We start from the raw sequence: 17,350 nt of genomic DNA on the forward strand, positions 1-17,350 counted from the left end.
TACGGATGTGCACGTGACGCCGGGGAATGTACATGATTCCGTCCCCTATTTGTCCCGTTTGGACCGCCAAAGAGAACGTTTTGCTTTTCAAGTAGAAGCTGTTGCGCTAGATTCAGGTTATTTAACAACGCCGATTTGTCGAGGTTTGCAAAGCCGAAAGATTTTTGCCGTGATTGCTCACCGAAGATTTCACCCCAAACAAGGCCTGTTTCCGAAATGGAAGTTTGAATACGATGCCAAGAACAATGTGTATATTTGCTCAGCAGGACAAGAATTAGCCTACCGAACGACAGACCGAAAGGGATACCGGCAGTATGCATCTGATCCGGCTCAGTGCGAGTGTTGCCCGTTGCTGAGCCAGTGTACTCAGTCTAAAAACCACCGCAAAGTGGTGACTCGGCATGTCTGGGAAGACAGCAAAGAGTGGGTACGGAGCAACCGGCTAAGCCCATCCGGGAAACAGCTGTACCGCAAACGAAAAGAGACGATTGAGCGAAGCTTCGCGGATGCCAAAGAGCTCCATGGGTTTCGCTATTGCCGTTTGCGCGGACTTCCGAACGTCAGGGAACAAGCCCTCATGACGGCAGCCGTGCAGAACATGAAGAAGATGGCGATCCACCTGGATCGCCTGGAAAAACAGGGGTGAACCCTGTTTTTCCAGAGACCAGAGATCTCGTATGTAAAGAAAAAAAAACCACGTCTCAAAAAGACGGGGTTTCTCGACAATCTGAAGACCTGCTAAGGTCTTCTTCACCCTCACTTCTATATACGACCTTCGAATACAATCTCAGCCGGACCTGTCATATAAATGTGATTATCATCCTCGTTCCATTCAATATCCAGATCGCCGCCCTTTAGGCTTACCATGGCGCGGCGGTCGCTGTATCCATTTAGTACAGAAGCAACAAGCGTAGCACAGGCTCCAGTTCCACAGGCTAGCGTAGGTCCTGCTCCCCTCTCCCATACCCTCATATCTATATGCTTCCGACTCTGTACCGTGGCGAACTCAACATTTGTTTTTTTAGGGAACAATGGATGACACTCCAGCTTTGGCCCCCAGGCCTCCAGATCAAAGCTAGGCGCATCCTCAACATAAATGACACAGTGCGGATTTCCCATAGAAACAGCCGTAAAGCGAAAACCACTTCCTCCAGCTTCAATGGGCTCATCTATTACGTTAGTCAAATCGAGTGTAGTTGGAATTTTCAATCCTTCCAGAATCGGCTCTCCCATATCGACCTTTACCATTCGTACAGTTCCGTTTTCCACAGTCAGTTCAACCTGCTGCACACCTGCACCCAGCGTCTCAATCGTGATCTGTTCACGGTTGATATGCTTACGGTCATACACATATTTGGCAGCACAACGAATAGCGTTACCGCATTGCTCGGCCTCCGAGCCGTCTGAGTTAATGATGCGCATGCGAAAATCTGCTTTTTCAGACGGCAATATATATACCAATCCATCGGCGCCAATACCAAAATGTCGATCACATAGCCGAACAGCTAATTCCGAGGCGTCAGACGGCAATTCCTGATGCCCGTACCAAACGATAAAATCATTACCCAGACCATTCATTTTAGTGAATTCCATAGCTTCCCCCCGCCGTTGCTGCTGATGTCATGCTCCTCTTGAAGCTTTGATCCCATAATATCATACAGGGCAAAAGCGTGAAAGCGATGCGATATGCAAGACCCGAATTCTAGGCTGAGAACTTTGTACGTCCCGCTGAAAATCGTGTATTTCCGCCGTGACGACGGTTACGTCGACCGCCCCATACACTTCCCGCTCCCATCAGGAACGTAGGAATTCCAGCTGCGACAATAGATAGTGCCCATTCACGTAAACCAAGGGGTACCGTTTTGAAAATAGGTTGCAGCACAGGCACATACATTACAACCAGCATCAGTACAATGGAGGACAGTACGGCAAGCACGAGATAACTATTTTGAAACGGATTACGATGGAAAACGGAGCGGGAGCTACGGCAATCAAATACATGAATTAACTGCGCCAGCACTAACGTAGCAAATGCAACCGACTGCGCTTTGATCAATTGCCCTGCATCATTCGGAGCAATCCGTAATGTCAACCAAAAGGCCGCAAGTGTACATAGGCCAATCAACAGACCGCGACTAATAATTTTCCAGCCCAGTCGACGTGCAAAAATATTTTCCTTTGCGCCACGAGGCTTATGCTCCATAAGATCCTTTTCCGGCTGATCCACACCCAGAGCCATCGCTGGCAAACCGTCAGTTACCAGGTTCACCCACAAAATCTGAATGGGTAACAAAGGTAGCGGCAGCCCAGCCATCATGGCAAAGAACATCGTCAAAATTTCGCCAACATTGGAGGCGAGTAGATAACGAATGAATTTACGGATGTTCTCGTAAATATTTCGTCCTTCCTCAATTGCCGCTACAATCGTTGAGAAATTATCGTCACTCAGTACAAGTGCAGCTGCTTCTTTGGTCACGTCTGTTCCTGTAATGCCCATGGCAATACCGATATCCGATGCCTTGATCGCAGGTGCGTCATTGACGCCATCTCCGGTCATAGCTACGACATGTCCGCGTCTTTGCAGCGACTTGACAATTCTCAGCTTGTGTTCCGGCGACACCCGCGCATACACAGAGACGGTATCAACAACGTTATCCAACGCCGCATCATCCATGAGAGACAGTTGCTGTCCTGTCAATACATTTGAGCCGCGTTGGAGAATGCCCAGCTGCTGTGCAATGGCCTCCGCAGTTGTGCCATGATCGCCCGTAATCATCACCGTGCGAATGCCGGCACGACGGCACTTGCCAATGGCCTCGCGAACCTCGCGGCGTGGCGGATCAATCATGCCGGTCAGGCCGATAAAAATCAGCTGTGTTTCAGCCTCCTCAACCGTAGAGACACGCTCATGCGAGCGGATATCACGGTAAGCGACGCCAAGTACACGCAGCGCCTCCGATGCCATACCTTCATTGGCTGCCAATACCTTTTGGCGCAGCGTACCCGTTAACGGAACGACATTCCCTTCCCATAAAATGTAAGAGCACTGACCCAGTAGCACGTCTGGCGCTCCTTTGGCAAATACAATATGTCCTCCCTGGTGGCGTACGAGTACCGACATCCGCTTCCGATCTGAGTCAAAAGGAAATTCTCGCTCCCGTGTGTACAGTTCGTATAGCCCTTGTCGCGTGACTCCGCCTTTGGCAGCTAACGTGACCAGCGCTCCTTCTGTCGGATCACCTTTCAGCTCCCAAACAGCGGAAGGCGTCGGCTCTTTGGTTTTCTTTTTTGAACGCAGCTCATCTATGTCAGCTTGAACAATCTCCGCATTATTACAAAGTACACTAGCTTGCAGCAATCTACGCAAGGATTGTCCGTTTTTTAGGTCGGCCGGAAGATCCCTGTCCATAATATGACCGTGTGGATCATAACCTTCCCCGGTAACTCCCCAGAAACGACCATCCAGCCACAGCTTGGTGACTGTCATTTTATTTTGGGTCAGTGTGCCCGTTTTGTCAGAGCAAATGACAGACGCACAGCCGAGCGTCTCAACGGAAGGCAGCTTGCGCACAATGGCCTTGCGTTTGATCATACGCTGTACACCCAAAGCGAGTGCAATGGTTACAATCGCGGGTAATCCTTCTGGTATAGCTGCCACAGCCAAGCTCACGCCGGCCAAAAACATGCTCATGGCTGGCTGACCATGCAAAATACCCGCTATGACCACGAGCACGGTTAGCGCTAACGCCACAATAATCAAAATTTTGCCCAATTGTTCCAGTCTGTGCTGTAACGGTGTCTCCTGCGACTCCGTATTTTCGATCAAGTCTGCGATCTTTCCCATTTCGGTACTCATGCCTGTGCGAATGACCACGCCTTGTGCGGTGCCTCTGGTCATCATGGTGCCCATAAAACCGATGTTCTTTTGGTCCCCAAGAGGTACTTCGGCGGCATGAATAGGACGGGAATGCTTACTCACCGGAACCGATTCACCTGTCAGGGCAGACTCCTCGACATCACAGCCGTTTGTACTCAACCACCTTACATCTGCAGGGATACGATCACCACTTTCCAGCAGCACGATATCGCCCTGCACAAGTTCTCTGGCCTGAACATGTATTCGTTTGCCGCCTCGCAGCACCTTGGCGGTTGGAGCCGAAAGCTGTCTTAAAGCTCGCAATGAACGTTCAGCTCTGAATTCCTGCACAAAGCCGAGAATTCCATTTAGCACAACGATAGCAATAATGGTAATCGCATCCAGATACTCGCCGAGTAGGCCAGAGATCAGGGTCGCTCCCATCAATACAAGCATCATAAAATCCTTGAACTGGTTGAGCAGCAGCAAAATTGCCGAAACACGCTTGCCCTCGCTCAGCTCATTCCAACCCGTCCTTTCTCTTCGTTCCGCAATCTGTTCCTCCGAAAGACCCTGCTTCGGGTCGACTTCCAGACTAGTTGAAAGCTGTTCATTGCTTAATTGGTGCCAGTGTGCTTGTTCCATTCTCCCCAATTCCCTCCCGGTCAGATAGTCCGTTTCCGTCGGTTGTGCGTAGGATGGCTGCCCGTTATTCTATTTTTGTGCCACGATTGCTGATATGCTGGACAGACTTTCTTGATTCAATCTATTCGGACAGGACTCGAAATATCACAAAGCCGCTTAAGTTTTGTCCCAAAGTTATGTATCATAGAAGGAAGGCGAAAATACATTTGCTTCAAAGGAGAACATACATTATGGCATTGGACGGAATCGTAACCCGCGCTATCGTACACGAACTGCAAGCCATCCGGGGCGGGCGCATTAATAAAATACATCAGCCAAACGAACGCGATATCGTGCTGAACCTGCGGGCACAAGGCGGGAGTGTAAAGCTGTTGCTGTCGGCTAATCCGACATTTCCGCGCGTACATTTTACAGAGCAAAGCTTTCTCAATCCGACAGAAGCTCCCATGTTTTGTATGCTTCTTCGCAAACATTGCGAAGGAGGCATTATTGAGAACATCACGCAGGTGGGCATGGAGCGCATTATTCATATGGATATACGTCAGCGTGATGAGCTGGGGGATATTTCATTGAAGCGCATTATTATTGAAGTGATGGGTAGACATAGCAATATTATTTTGCTTGACCCGGAAACAGGTATGATGCTGGATGGCATTCATCATGTCACACCCTCTATCAGCAGCTATCGGGTCGTTATGCCAGGCTTTCAATATACGGAACCTCCTGAACAAAATAAGCTGAATCCACTAGAAGTCGAAGAAGCAGCCTTCATCTCCTCGTATCAAGCAGCCCTTGAGGCCGAAGAAGCTCCCAAACGCTGGCTCGTGAACACTTTTACCGGACTTAGTCCCCTTATTGCTGAAGAGATACTAATCCGAGCATCTAACGAAGAAGCATCTGGTGACAAGGATCGTCGACTGTGGAGGACATTCAGTGACATTATGGATGACGTGCGGAATCATCGTTTTCAGCCAGTATCTGGACTGAACGCACAAGATAAAGTAATATTTTCAGCCATTCCACTGACGCTGATCGAAGGAGAACGTAAGGAATACGCTACCATCAGCGAGTGTATGGAGGACTTTTTCGGTGAAAAAGCAGAAAGGGACACGGTTAAGCAAAAGGTTAGCGACCTACTGCGGTTTCTACAAAACGAGCGGAGCAAAAACGTAAAAAAACTCGATCATCTCCATCAAGATTTGGCTGAAGCGGAAGATGCCGATCAATTTCGGATTTACGGAGAGCTGCTGTTCGCTTCACTGCATGAGGTAAAAAAGGGAGACAAGGAAGTAACACTCACTAACTTTTATGACGAGGAACAGGGTGCGATCACCATTCCATTGGACCCGCTACTCAACCCTTCAGATAATGCACAACGTTATTTTAAAAAGTACAACAAATATAAAAACAGCCTGGCTGTCATTGACGAACAACTAGCAAAAACACACGAAGAAATTCGTTATATGGACAATCTTCTTCAGCAGCTAGCCCATGCCTCTATTAACGACATTGAGGAAATACGTGAAGAGCTGGTTCAGCAGGGCTATCTCAGAGATCGGGTTAAAAAAGGAAAGAAAAAGAAGAAAAATGACCGCCCGACCTTGCACGTATATACATCATCCGAAGGCATCGAGCTGCTGGTCGGCAAAAATAACTTGCAGAATGAATATGTGACCAACCGACTGGCCGGACCCAATGACACGTGGCTGCATACAAAGGATATTCCAGGGTCACACGTCGTTATTCGTGCCGAGAAATTCGGAGACGCAACGTTGGAGGAAGCTGCTCAACTGGCTGCCTATTTCAGCCAAGCCAAGCAGTCTAGCAGCGTACCTGTAGATGCCACTTTGATTCGGTATGTACGCAAACCAAGCGGTGCGAAGCCCGGCTTTGTCATCTACGATCATCAGCGTACGCTCTTTATCACACCTAATGAGGAACTGGTCAAAAAGCTGCCGAACCGCATCAAAAACGGCTAGGTTCCACCAGCATATGGAATCTACAAAAAAAAGCCCTTTGCCCGTTGCACGTACACTTCTGGTGTTCCATGCGGTAGGCAAGGGGCTTTTTCTCATTTACTTTTGTCCAACAGCAGCCTTTCTCAATTCCTCGACAACCTGACCATCCACACTACGGCTACCCAGATCACCGTGGAAAATCACACCTTGGCGCGCACCGTGAAAATCCGAGCCGCCTGTTGCGATAAGCCCATAATGCACCGCCATAGCAGTATATCGGCTCTCAGCCTCAGCATCATGGTCTGAATGGCTCACCTCCAACCCTACAGGCTTCGCTGCCTCTATAATGGAGCGTACCAGTTCATCATTTCCATACAAGCCAGGGTGGGCCACTACAGGCACACCTCCTGCTTCACGAATCCAGCTTATAGCCTCCGCAGGCTCTACACGGGGTACAGATACGTATCCGGGCGCGCCTTCTGCCAAGTAACGGTCAAACGCATCACGCATGTCCTTCGCGTAACCTTTTTGAACCAGGGTATCTGCCATATGCGGACGTCCAATGCTTTCATCTGGCGCTAGTGGTCTGCCCATTGTAGCCACCACCTCATCTAGCGTGATTTCCACGCCCAAGCTACGCAATCGACTCAAAATCAAATCATTACGGGTATCCCGCGCCTGTCTCAGCTTTTCCAACCGTTCCAAAAATATTTTATTACGGTAATCCATAAAATAACCTAATATATGAATATCTTTGCCACCAGCACGTGTACTGATTTCCACACCCGGCACCACTGTCATTCCAATGCGTCTTCCCTCCTCCAAGGCTTCCTCCAAACCGGCCACCGTATCATGATCTGTAATAGCCACACCGGCCAACCCTTTTTCCTTCGCCCAGCGCACATTATCAGCAGGTGATTGCATACCGTCAGATGCTTGGGTGTGTGTATGTAGATCATATCGTTGTGAATTAATCTGTTCCTTCATTACGCAATTGCTCCTCCTCTTTCATCACTACAAGTTTGTCCTGCGAGTCCTCGAATACGTCCAATCCCTGATCATGACGACGCAAGTAAGATAAAAAAGTTACTACCGGGATTGGCAACAAAGCTGATTTCAGATGAATCGCATAAAACTCTCGTTTGAAGGTAATATCTGAAATATTTACAATTTTCAACAACCCGAGCGCAACCTCGTGTTTGACTGAAGAAGGTGACAGCATGGTAATCCCCAGTCCTGCCTCTACCGCTGATTTGACCGCTCCAGTGCTGCCCATCTCCATTACAATATCAAGTCGAGAGGCATCCGCACCACGATTTTTGAGCCCATCTTCTATGACTTGTCGTGTACCAGAACCTTTTTCTCTAGCTACAAAAGGATGCTTGAATACATCTTCTAAAACTACTTTTTTGGCCTTGGCTAACACATGCCCCGAAGGAACAATCAGCTTCAGTTCGTCCTGCATCACAGATTCCACCACAATATCCGGGTGTTGTACCGGGGCCTCAATCAGCCCTAAATTCAACTGATGCTTTAGTATATCATCCATAATTTGAGTCGTATTCATTACATTCATTGCCATGCGTATGTGAGGGTACTCCTGACCAAACGGGCCCAACATTCTTGGCACAATATATTCACCAATCGTTAGGCTGGCGCCAATATGCAATCTTCCCTCCAGCATGTGAGTAAAAGCAGACATTGCCTCGTCAGCTTCCCTGATCAGTTGCATACTTCTTTTTGCAAAAGGAAGTAATGTCGCTCCTGCCTCCGAAAGCTCAATTTTTTTAGTCGATCGGTGCAGTAGCTTCGTGCCAAAATAATCTTCCAAAGATTGAATTTGCATCGTCACCGCAGGTTGCGTCATATGCAGCGCTTGCGCCGCCGCCGAGAAGCTTCCGCGCTCCGCTACGGTATAAAAAATGTGCAGCTGATGAAAGTTCATATTGACAGCCCTCTCCCCTCTGATCTCCTTATTTTAGCATAAGAAAAACGTCTGCGAACAATTTCCGAGTAAACTTACCGAAATGAGGAGTATATGCTTGCAAAATAAAAAAGCATGCAGCTGATAACTGCATACTTCTACTCAAACTCGACGGTGTCAATGAGCGCGGTTTCTAATGGAACCGTCCGCCAAATCACCGTCTATTTTTGCTTACGAGTGCTTTTCATCAGTGTCATGCGCCGCGAATGGCGCAGCCATGAATAGTAGGATTTTAAGTCCCTCAATTCGATAGTCTCTGACATCCGACCCAAAAAGGTAATGATAATCATCTTATGAAGCGGATTTCCCGCAATGTCCATCTCACCTGGCAACTCACCAAATTCGGCGACAACGACCAGATCACCATCAATTAAATATACATCCTCTTCATTATGATAGTAGGACTCCATCCTGTTTTGCTTCAGGCACTCCCAAAGCCAGGCGGCGATATGATTCGTCTCGGACTGTTTCTGCTCTACCCGATCTAAATAACGTGTTTTCGCATGATTTGTAATCACGATATCGGCGACTTTCTTATCGCCCATCTCCACGTAGAACGGTTCGTATGTACTCCATCGCTGCATTGCCTTGTCACGCACGGGATCACTCTCCCCACCAGATAGGTCTTTATATCTACCAATATATTCATATGTTACCTCAACAGACCCGGGACTACAAGTTACAAAATTGAAGTTTATGGGTGTTTTTTAAAGATTTTTTAGGTCTAACAGCATTAAGATTAGTATGCAAAAGTCCTGGCTTCACAAAAAAAAGCCAGCCCGTAGGCTGACCTTTTTTTAAGAATTCTGAATGTATAGACAATCAAAGCTTATATTTCATATTCTTTCATCTTTTCCTTATCGTCGTTGTACTCCGTCCTAATCTCATTTCGGAAAGAGCGCTCAACCTTACGTACATAGGAAAGTCTGCGAATATTTTTAACGGTGTCCTCTGCCCGATCCGCATTCATATAAATAACTACATAATGCATACGCTTTGAAATATAGTGGACATTTCCGTATTTCTCCAGATTGCGGGCAGCCTTGATATCGCTTACCCAAATGATGTACCCTGTCCGCTCGGCAAACATTCGCTTCATCTCCCCTCCGTATCATTCCTATGGCCTATCCGCAGGAGCATTTTCCTCCGCTGCCGCATCCGCCCTTTTTCACATTCGGATCGTTGCTCGGCACCTTAATGGTCTCGGACACGGAATATGCAATTGTTTCAGACATGGCATGAAGCATATCATCCAGCGCCTTTTCGGCCCGTTTGAACTCCTTAACAGCCTCAAATTGTTCCAGCTCCAGTTCAACGACCTGCACTGCGTCCTTCGCTTCATGATAGTTGGGATGAAAATGCCCAAAACGCTCCGTTTCAGCGAAAAGCTCCTTTTTGGCATCCAGCTTGCGTACACACGCCTGAATAGACGGATTCAATTCCACACGCTGCTTCCAATATAAATAATCCGATACCTCAAAGGACCGGTTGACCATATCGCCCAATTCATAGGCGTTAATAAGCACTTCTGCCATATTGACCGTGTTCAATTCGGCTACGCTCATGAATGTCATCTCACTTTATATAAAGTTCTACCCAATAAAAGTAGACTCATTTATCATACCACATCCTTCTTTTGAGAAGAAGGAGTTTCATGCACTTCCTGACACGACTATGTAAAAGGAACCAACAACCTCATATCGGACCAATCCCTTGGCTGCAAGGTCGCACGAGAAGGTGTTTCCTCATCCATTCCTGAGGCGTACCAGCCTGTGACACTCCAGGGATCGCCAGAAACCACCGATTCCGGTATCCATTTAACCTCTTTCCCGCTGATACGCAATCCCACCGCCGCCTGCCAACGGATCGCTTGCTCCATCAACTGCCTGGAAGTGGACGTATGGTAACTCCTCCATTCTTTTGTCCATGAAGAGGGTACTGTAGATCTTTCTGGAAAATAGTCAGACGGATCAGGCAGGGTGTGCTCTTGTTCATAGAAATGCAACGTACGCCCGGTGTAAACCAGACCAGCTCTTCCCTCTTGTGAAAATAGGGAACGGCCTGCTTCTAGGTTCTCTGTCTCCGTCAAAAGTGGATAATGATGAGCTGGCTCATCCGCACCTTTTGGCTCAAGACGCGGACTTAATCCAATTGTAGCGAGCGCTTTTCGTATTTTGTCAGCAGAGCGCACCGGGATAATAAAATCTTTGTCACCGAGTCGCTCCAGTAATCCTTCCAGTGCAGGATGACGCGCAACCATGTCCGCATCCTCCTGAGTACCGCATCGCAGAAGTGTTACTGTCGCAAAAGCCGTTCGTCCCACATCGCCTGCCCACTGCTCTACTGCCAGCCGTACATGTTCTGGCACCCCTGTCCGACTGTACTTGTCCAAAAGAGCAGGAATCGCCTTAGACTCCATGCCCAGCTCGATTGCCTCTGTAATACTCTCTCTGGTAATCCGATATACTACCATCCGGTCTCCTGTCACACGTTCACAGCAGCATTCCAATCGCCAGCGCACATCATATGCGACATCTGGCGGCACTAATATTTCAAAATCAGGCTGCACATAAAAGGCACCTTGCTCTTGATGTATATCCTCGTCATGATAGGGACGAAGCAGATCTGTCACAGAGACATTCCAGCGAAAACACAATTCACCTGATGTGGTCTGACCCCAATCCCCCATTCCAAAAGCCGTCAGGGCCTTCAACCAACCCTTTATATCTTCCATAAAAGGTCCATTAAAATTAAAATCAGATACTGTTTCATCCGCAAGCCCATCGAGAGTTGCGTTTGTAGGAACAATATCTATAAGGGTACTGTTTGTGGAATCATCTCCCTTTAAACGATTTTGCGGCATTAAGCCTACCTGAAGCATCCATTGCAGCAGACACTGAATAGATATCCATCCGTCTGTTCCTACATACTGCGAGACGGCACACAGCATATAGCGAAAATGCTGTATGGGCGCTTCAGCCTTGCCGTACCTTTCCATGAGGGTGGCAAAAATATGCTTGCGCATTTGCCCAGCAGACAAGCGAATCCATGTCGCCAGTTCCGCTTCCTGAATGCGGAAAGACACAGTTTCTTTCACAAGCAGGCCCAAACTAAGTAGTAAATCGATCATGACCACCGTTTGTACTGGATACAGCTCGGCATGCGCATAATGCAACCCAAGTCCCTCCAGGTCCTCTGGACGAAAGGGGGTAAGTTCATTTAATTTTTGCAATGACCGCTTATGTATGGTTCCTTTGGCCGTCAAAGGAACCCCCTGTATTGCAATACGTGACAACACATGCAGCAACTCCGACTCCAGTCCTGTCATTGCTTCATGTACCGTTATCGGATGATCCGTATGTATCCCGTTCATTGGAGTTTGCTCTAACAGCATATCGTACAGAGCGGGTAGTCGATCAATCGGAATATATAAAATCCGCTCACCCCACGATTTGGTGACTGCCTCCAGCCACCCCCGGGTGCGAAGCCCATGCAGTGCCAGTTTTGTTTCGACTCCGCTTAAAGCACCTTGGGTAAGCTGCACAGGCTCCTCTTCCCTCATAGGTTGTGCAGCATGCCGGATAAAGCATCGTTTAAGCACCAGCAGTTCATCCGCTGAAAGCTCATTCCAGCTGCCTTGCGTATTCGTTACGCCCATCCTTGATTAGGCCTCCTTTTTCTTTCCGCCATCTTCAGTCTCATCCTCCTGGCTTCTGCTAGCCATTGTCCTATCAAACCTGCGAACCGCATATTCATAGCCCTGCTCAATCAGAAACAGCTGACGACGTGCTGCAAAATCCGTCTCCTTACTGTTCTCTGTCACTAATGCATAAAAATAAGCTTTATTCTCGCCTGGCTTTGGTCGTAAAATGCGGCCAAGTCGCTGCGCTTCTTCCTGACGGGAGCCAAAGCTACCCGATACTTCTATGGCCACCGCTGCATCCGGCAAATCCACCGCAAAGTTCGCCACCTTAGATACCAATAGGGTTTGAATACTGCCCTTGCGAAACGCATCGAACCAACGCACCCGCTCACTCTGAGTCATGGATCCCGTAATCAGTGGAACATCCAGCTCCTGAGCCAATTTACGTAACTGGTCTAAATATTGGCCAATAATAAGCGTGGGTATCCCCTTGTGTTTCTCCATTAGACTGCGTACTGCCTCCAGCTTAGCCGGATTTTCGGCTGCAATTCGGTATTGCTGTCTGCCTTCAGCGCGCATACTTCGCTCCAAAAGGTCAGCGGTCATGGGCAAACGCAGCTCTACACAATCGACCTGAGCAATCCAGCCCTGTCGTTCCAGTTCCTTCCACGGCATATCGTACCGTTTGGGTCCAATTAAAGAGAACACATCCCGCTCACACCCGTCCTCTCGAACTAACGTAGCTGTTAATCCCAAACGACGGGTAGCCTGAATATCAGCCGTCGCTCGAAATACTGGCGCAGGCAGCAAATGTACCTCATCATATATAATGAGTCCCCACTTCCGCTCACTCAGTAGCTTCATATGTTCAAACTCTCCGTATTTGGTGCGACGATGCGTCAAAATCTGGTAGGTTGCCACCGTTATCGGTCGCACCTCCTTTTTCTGACCACTGTATTCCCCGATAGAATCGACAGGAATATTCGTCTTTTGCTTCAATTCTTCGATCCATTGCCGCACGGAGATAGTATTAGAAGTTAAAATGAGCACCTCACACTGAAGGCGATTCATCACTGCCATACCGATCACTGTTTTTCCGGCTCCACATGGGAGCACTAGTACACCACTCCCCCCTAAGCCGTCTGCACCTTCAAATGCATCAGCGGCTTTCACCTGGTAATCACGAAGCTGCAACTCCGTTTGTCCCTTTCCCAAGGTAAAACGAAGCAGATTCCCCTCAAGATAACCTGCCGTATCCACAACAGGATATCCCAAGCGAGTTAATTCCTGCTTGAGCAAGCCACGATTTTCGGGCGGTACGGATGCACTTGTCTCATTGGTGCGAAGCAAACCAAGCTGTTTTAGCTCTTTCTTGTTTAATAGCTCATCCAGTAAAGCTGGGGTCTCTGCCGTCAAGATCAAGTGATCCCCTATTGTGTATGTGTTGGTTTTACTCGCCTTTGTATCTCTGTCTGACTCTTGCTCATCACGATTCGCGTCAATCGTATCAGTGCCGTAAATTTGTTCTTCTTTTGCACTTGCCCGTGACAGCGTCAACGTCCCGTAACGAGATACAAGCTGTTCAATATCTCTCAACAAATCACGCGGAATACCCCAACGGGACATAGCGTGCAAACTATTTTGAATGTCCTCAGCACTCCACCCGAGAGCGGCCGCATTCCAGAGCGACAATGGAGTGATGTGATATGTATGAAAAGCGGACGGACTTTTTACCAGCTCTGCATAAACCTGCAACTGTGAACGGGCCCATTCCGAATCGGGCAAACCCATTTCCAGCAGAACGGTAAAATCACGTTGTACAATACAAGGATGATCTGGGTTCATGACTACCTCCTGACACTCAAAAGTTCTATAATAAATAGCTTATCCGTTTATTCGCATATCAACCGGAATAGCAAGGAGTCCAACCCACACTCGGGTTGAACTCCTGATCAGAAGCTCGGGATAATGACCGCCCAAACTGGTACCTGCTATATTATCCTTCTAGTGAACCTGCTCGGAAATTTGGCTAAGCGCCTCTCCAGCGTTGTCTGCAAAAATATTACGAACCGCTAAATCCCCAATCGAAACAATCCCGATCAGACGGTCTCCTTCCGTCACGGGCAAACGACGGATTTGCTGTTCTGCCATCAGTTCAGCTGCTTGGTCCACTGACATGTCAGCACTGGCTGTACGAATACCTGTTGTCATTACCGTATCCACCGAACCAGAACCAGAATTTTTAGCTGCGTAGCCGCGAATCACAAGGTCACGGTCTGTTACCACACCGATCAACTTATCACTGCCTTCGCTTTCCACAACTGGGATAAAACCAGTATCATTGTCTTTCATTTTGACCGCTATTTCGTAAATATTGTCCTGCGGGGTAACCGTTACACATTTTTTAGTCATAACTTCCTGAACCTTTTTCATGGGTACTCCCTCCTTTTCAAGAGTAGGGTACCCCATTTCATTCAGCTCATACTCCAGATTGGACCCTTCCCAATTTAGCTCGTATTAGCCGTTAATTGCCCCTTCTTTTCGTCCAGCAACATATCCGGTAGACATGGCAATAAACAGACGAACTGCGTTGATCATGGCATCCTCATCAAAATCAAATTTTGGATGGTGATGCGGATAAATTGCTCCTTTGGCCGGATTACCCGCCCCGACGAACATAAAACAACCTGGCACACGTTCCAAATAATACGCAAAATCTTCGGCAGGCATCAACTTTGGCGCTTCCTGTACATTCCCCTCGCCGAACACAGGCTTTGCTTCCTTAAAAAAGCGGGATGCTTCCTGGGCATCGTTAACAACTGGCGGGTATCCCATAATGTAACGAATTTTTGCTGATGTCCCATATGTTGCTGCTGTAAGCTCAGTTACCTCATGCAATCGCTCTTTCATGACCGTCCGGGTCTGCTCATCAAACGTACGAATGGTTCCACTCAAGCGGCAGGTTTCTGCAATTATATTTTGCGCAGAGCCCCCTTGGATCGTTCCCACCGTCAACACAGCAGGCTTTAACGGGTCGACTGAACGGCTTACGATACTCTGCAGTTGCATAACAAGAGCTGAGCCTGCCACCACACTATCATTAGTGGACTGGGGCATACCGCCATGCCCACCCTTACCTGCAATTTCAATATAAAAATCGTCGGCAGCCGCCATCAACGGCCCTGCACAACTCGCAGCGGTCCCGACCGAGAAGGGTGTCCATAAATGGATGCCATAAATCACATCCACACCTTCCAGTACGCCATCTTTGATGACATTAACCGCACCCCCAGGCAGCAATTCCTCCGCAGGCTGGAACAAAAACCGGATTTCTCCCTCCAGCTCATCGCGGTTCAGACTGTAATAGTATGCTGTCCCAAGCAAAACAGACGTATGTCCGTCATGTCCGCAAGCATGCATGGCCCCATCCACACTGGAGCGATATTCACATTCCTTTTCATCCTGAATAGGAAGAGCGTCCATATCGGCGCGTAACATAACCACAGGTCCAGGTTTGGCACCACGAATGGTACCTACAACACCGTGTCCCCCTACCTGTCGGCGAACATCTAATCCCCAGCTCTCTAGCTTATCTGCTACAAAAGCAGCAGTTTTACTTTCCTGAAAAGAAATTTCGGGATTCTTATGTAAATGTCTACGCCACTCCACCATGTTTTGTTGTAATTGATTAAACCAGGTTTGGTCCATCGCCTGTTGTATCATTATGTTCCACCTCTCCTTTTAAAACATCGGGCCAGCTTCCGATAAATCATGCAGCTTTACCCCATACGCGCCGTTTCTCTCAAGTCTTTATTTTTATCCTATTGTAGCAGATATGGAATTGTTGTGATATCTGTTGCTCCAGATGGTTGCAGAAGCCTATCAAACATACTATGATAAAATGGATAAACGATAAAATGATAAACGTCTGCGAGGAATATACCTTGCGGCGAATACCGGGGGAAGCTGATATGAGAAATACGAAGCCGGAGACTCGAAGAAGAGGGACACCGGATTTCCAATTGCTGATCCTCACTTTGTTGCTGGTTGGATTCGGTGTAATCATGGTATTTAGCTCCAGCTCCAGCGTAGCTCTGCTGAATAAAGAATACAATTTTGACTCTTTATATTTTGTAAAGCGCCAGTCTGCATTTGCTATACTTGGACTTTTTATTATGCTGGTAGCTATGAATATTAAGATGGAAAAATATAAAAAGCTTTTTGTGCCTTTATTTTTCATAACCATATTACTGCTAATCATCGTACTTTTTACAGGCTCTCTGAATGGTGCAAAAAGCTGGCTCAGATTTGGTAGTATTGGCTTCCAGCCAACAGAACTCGCAAAGATATCCATCATCCTTTACTTATCCGCACTGATTGTCAAAAAAGGAGATCGATTTAGAGATTTGCGGACTGGCTACATACCTGTAACTGTCATTGTAGGCTCTGTCGCAGGACTCATCATGCTTCAACCGGATTTAGGCTCCTGCTTTATTTTGGTAGCCACCAGCGGCCTGATTATTTATGCCGGGGGGGCCAGCGTCAAACACATTACAGCATCAATCATCCTGCTCGTGCTAGGCGCTTCCATCGTATTTGGTATTGGATCGTTGTTTGGAGGAGATTCCGACAGCGCAAATGGACAAGCTACTGCTGCCAAGCAAGATTATAAAATCGGACGCTTTCAAGCCTTTCTTAATCCCGAGAAGTATAGACAAGGCACAGGATACAATCTGGTGCAGTCCCTCCAAGCAATTGGCGAAGGCGGCTTAAACGGATCGGGATTTGGTAAAGGCATTATCAAGCTTCATTATCTGCCCAATTCGTTTAATGATTTTATCTTTTCAGTTATTGGTGAAGAATTCGGATTTATCGGAACAGCCATTTTCCTAATGCTATATTTGTATTTCATTTGGCGAGGCATGATCATTGCTCTGCGTTGCCATGATCCGTTCGGAACGTTGGTGGGCACTGGCATCATGGGTTTGATCGCCATTCAGGCCTTCATTAATATCGGCGGGGTAACCCAAACGATTCCAATCACTGGCGTAACTCTTCCGTTTATTAGCTTTGGTGGTTCCTCCCTGCTTGTCATGATGTTTTCTATGGGCATCATGCTCAGTATTTCTCGTGAGAACACCAAACAAGCAGTGCAAGAACGCACTACAGGGGTGACGGTCCGTAGTGAAGTTCCCACTCGCTTTCAAACTCGTAGAACCAACCGTTACCGCTAAAAAAAGAACTTCCATATGACCACTAATCAC

14 protein-coding genes are annotated in these 17,350 nt (G+C 47.7%); 3 read left to right on the forward strand and 11 right to left on the reverse strand.

The annotated features are described in order from the left end of the window. The coding region (locus C400_RS0117855) for an IS1182 family transposase (RefSeq protein WP_017427793.1) at window positions 1–646 on the forward strand (646 nt) is incomplete at its 5' end. A 116-nt stretch (window positions 647–762) separates the two neighbouring features. On the opposite strand, the gene dapF is transcribed toward C400_RS0117855, so the two are convergent. Both dapF and C400_RS0117865 read right to left on the reverse strand, forming a co-directional pair. Beyond that, entirely contained in the window at window positions 763–1,593 is an 831-nt protein-coding gene (gene dapF, locus C400_RS0117860) for a diaminopimelate epimerase (RefSeq protein WP_017427794.1), read from the reverse strand. A 109-nt stretch (window positions 1,594–1,702) separates the two neighbouring features. After that, window positions 1,703–4,501, reverse strand: a complete 2,799-nt coding sequence (locus C400_RS0117865) for a calcium-translocating P-type ATPase, SERCA-type (protein ID WP_017427795.1) — start codon at window positions 4,499–4,501, stop codon at window positions 1,703–1,705. A 230-nt stretch (window positions 4,502–4,731) separates the two neighbouring features. On the opposite strand from C400_RS0117865, the gene C400_RS0117870 reads away from it, so the two are divergent. Further along, complete coding sequence (locus C400_RS0117870) at window positions 4,732–6,480, forward strand: Rqc2 family fibronectin-binding protein (RefSeq protein ID WP_017427796.1); 1,749 nt, start codon at window positions 4,732–4,734, stop codon at window positions 6,478–6,480. A 96-nt stretch (window positions 6,481–6,576) separates the two neighbouring features. Here the strand turns inward: C400_RS0117870 and C400_RS0117875 are convergent, their stop codons facing one another. The 9 genes from C400_RS0117875 to C400_RS0117915 form a co-directional block, all read right to left on the reverse strand. Beyond that, on the reverse strand, window positions 6,577–7,446 hold the full coding sequence (locus C400_RS0117875; protein ID WP_017427797.1) for a PHP domain-containing protein: 870 nt from the start codon (window positions 7,444–7,446) through the stop codon (window positions 6,577–6,579). After that, window positions 7,430–8,404, reverse strand: a complete 975-nt coding sequence (locus C400_RS0117880) for a selenium metabolism-associated LysR family transcriptional regulator (protein WP_016822363.1) — start codon at window positions 8,402–8,404, stop codon at window positions 7,430–7,432. Before C400_RS0117880 ends, C400_RS0117875 begins: the two co-directional genes overlap by 17 nt. A 200-nt stretch (window positions 8,405–8,604) precedes the next feature. Continuing rightward, on the reverse strand, window positions 8,605–9,042 hold the full coding sequence (locus tag C400_RS0117885) for a hypothetical protein (protein ID WP_013371860.1): 438 nt from the start codon (window positions 9,040–9,042) through the stop codon (window positions 8,605–8,607). A gap of 230 nt (window positions 9,043–9,272) precedes the next feature. Continuing rightward, window positions 9,273–9,533: a YlbG family protein gene (locus tag C400_RS0117890; protein ID WP_017427798.1), complete on the reverse strand. Its 261-nt coding sequence runs from the start codon at window positions 9,531–9,533 to the stop codon at window positions 9,273–9,275. Between the two features lie 34 nt (window positions 9,534–9,567). Continuing rightward, window positions 9,568–10,008, reverse strand: a complete 441-nt coding sequence (locus tag C400_RS0117895) for a YlbF family regulator (protein ID WP_016822365.1) — start codon at window positions 10,006–10,008, stop codon at window positions 9,568–9,570. Between the two features lie 107 nt (window positions 10,009–10,115). Then, window positions 10,116–12,101, reverse strand: coding sequence for a helicase-associated domain-containing protein (locus C400_RS0117900; RefSeq protein ID WP_017427799.1), 1,986 nt, complete (start codon window positions 12,099–12,101; stop codon window positions 10,116–10,118). Between the two features lie 6 nt (window positions 12,102–12,107). Continuing rightward, complete coding sequence (locus C400_RS0117905) at window positions 12,108–13,931, reverse strand: DNA repair helicase XPB (protein WP_017427800.1); 1,824 nt, start codon at window positions 13,929–13,931, stop codon at window positions 12,108–12,110. A gap of 159 nt (window positions 13,932–14,090) precedes the next feature. Next, a complete protein-coding gene (locus C400_RS0117910) occupies window positions 14,091–14,519 on the reverse strand; it encodes a CBS domain-containing protein (protein WP_013371865.1) in 429 nt (142 codons plus the stop codon). Window positions 14,520–14,603: 84 nt separating this feature from the next. After that, on the reverse strand, window positions 14,604–15,809 hold the full coding sequence (locus tag C400_RS0117915; RefSeq protein ID WP_017427801.1) for a M20 family metallopeptidase: 1,206 nt from the start codon (window positions 15,807–15,809) through the stop codon (window positions 14,604–14,606). 248 nt (window positions 15,810–16,057) lie between these two features. Between C400_RS0117915 and ftsW the strand changes: the two genes are divergently transcribed. Next, window positions 16,058–17,320 carry a putative lipid II flippase FtsW gene (gene ftsW, locus C400_RS0117920; RefSeq protein ID WP_017427802.1) on the forward strand — a complete coding sequence of 421 codons (1,263 nt, stop codon included), beginning with the start codon at window positions 16,058–16,060 and terminating at the stop codon, window positions 17,318–17,320. Window positions 17,321–17,350 lie beyond the last annotated feature (30 nt).

The organism is Paenibacillus sp. ICGEB2008 (assembly GCF_000307675.1).
In the GTDB taxonomy this organism is placed as follows: Bacteria; Bacillota; Bacilli; order Paenibacillales; family Paenibacillaceae; genus Paenibacillus; species Paenibacillus polymyxa.

Bases quoted from the DNA above. Each gene is read 5' to 3' on its own strand.
- dapF (WP_017427794.1), bottom strand. From the start codon at position 1,593: ATGGAATTCACTAAAATGAATGGTCTGGGTAATGATTTTATCGTTTGG.
- C400_RS0117865 (WP_017427795.1), bottom strand. From the start codon at position 4,501: ATGGAACAAGCACACTGGCACCAATTAAGCAATGAACAGCTTTCAACT.
- C400_RS0117870 (WP_017427796.1), top strand. From the start codon at position 4,732: ATGGCATTGGACGGAATCGTAACCCGCGCTATCGTACACGAACTGCAA.
- C400_RS0117875 (WP_017427797.1), bottom strand. From the start codon at position 7,446: ATGAAGGAACAGATTAATTCACAACGATATGATCTACATACACACACC.
- C400_RS0117880 (WP_016822363.1), bottom strand. From the start codon at position 8,404: ATGAACTTTCATCAGCTGCACATTTTTTATACCGTAGCGGAGCGCGGA.
- C400_RS0117890 (WP_017427798.1), bottom strand. From the start codon at position 9,533: ATGTTTGCCGAGCGGACAGGGTACATCATTTGGGTAAGCGATATCAAG.
- C400_RS0117895 (WP_016822365.1), bottom strand. From the start codon at position 10,008: ATGAGCGTAGCCGAATTGAACACGGTCAATATGGCAGAAGTGCTTATT.
- C400_RS0117900 (WP_017427799.1), bottom strand. From the start codon at position 12,101: ATGGGCGTAACGAATACGCAAGGCAGCTGGAATGAGCTTTCAGCGGAT.
- C400_RS0117905 (WP_017427800.1), bottom strand. From the start codon at position 13,931: ATGAACCCAGATCATCCTTGTATTGTACAACGTGATTTTACCGTTCTG.
- C400_RS0117910 (WP_013371865.1), bottom strand. From the start codon at position 14,519: ATGAAAAAGGTTCAGGAAGTTATGACTAAAAAATGTGTAACGGTTACC.
- C400_RS0117915 (WP_017427801.1), bottom strand. From the start codon at position 15,809: ATGATACAACAGGCGATGGACCAAACCTGGTTTAATCAATTACAACAA.
- ftsW (WP_017427802.1), top strand. From the start codon at position 16,058: ATGAGAAATACGAAGCCGGAGACTCGAAGAAGAGGGACACCGGATTTC.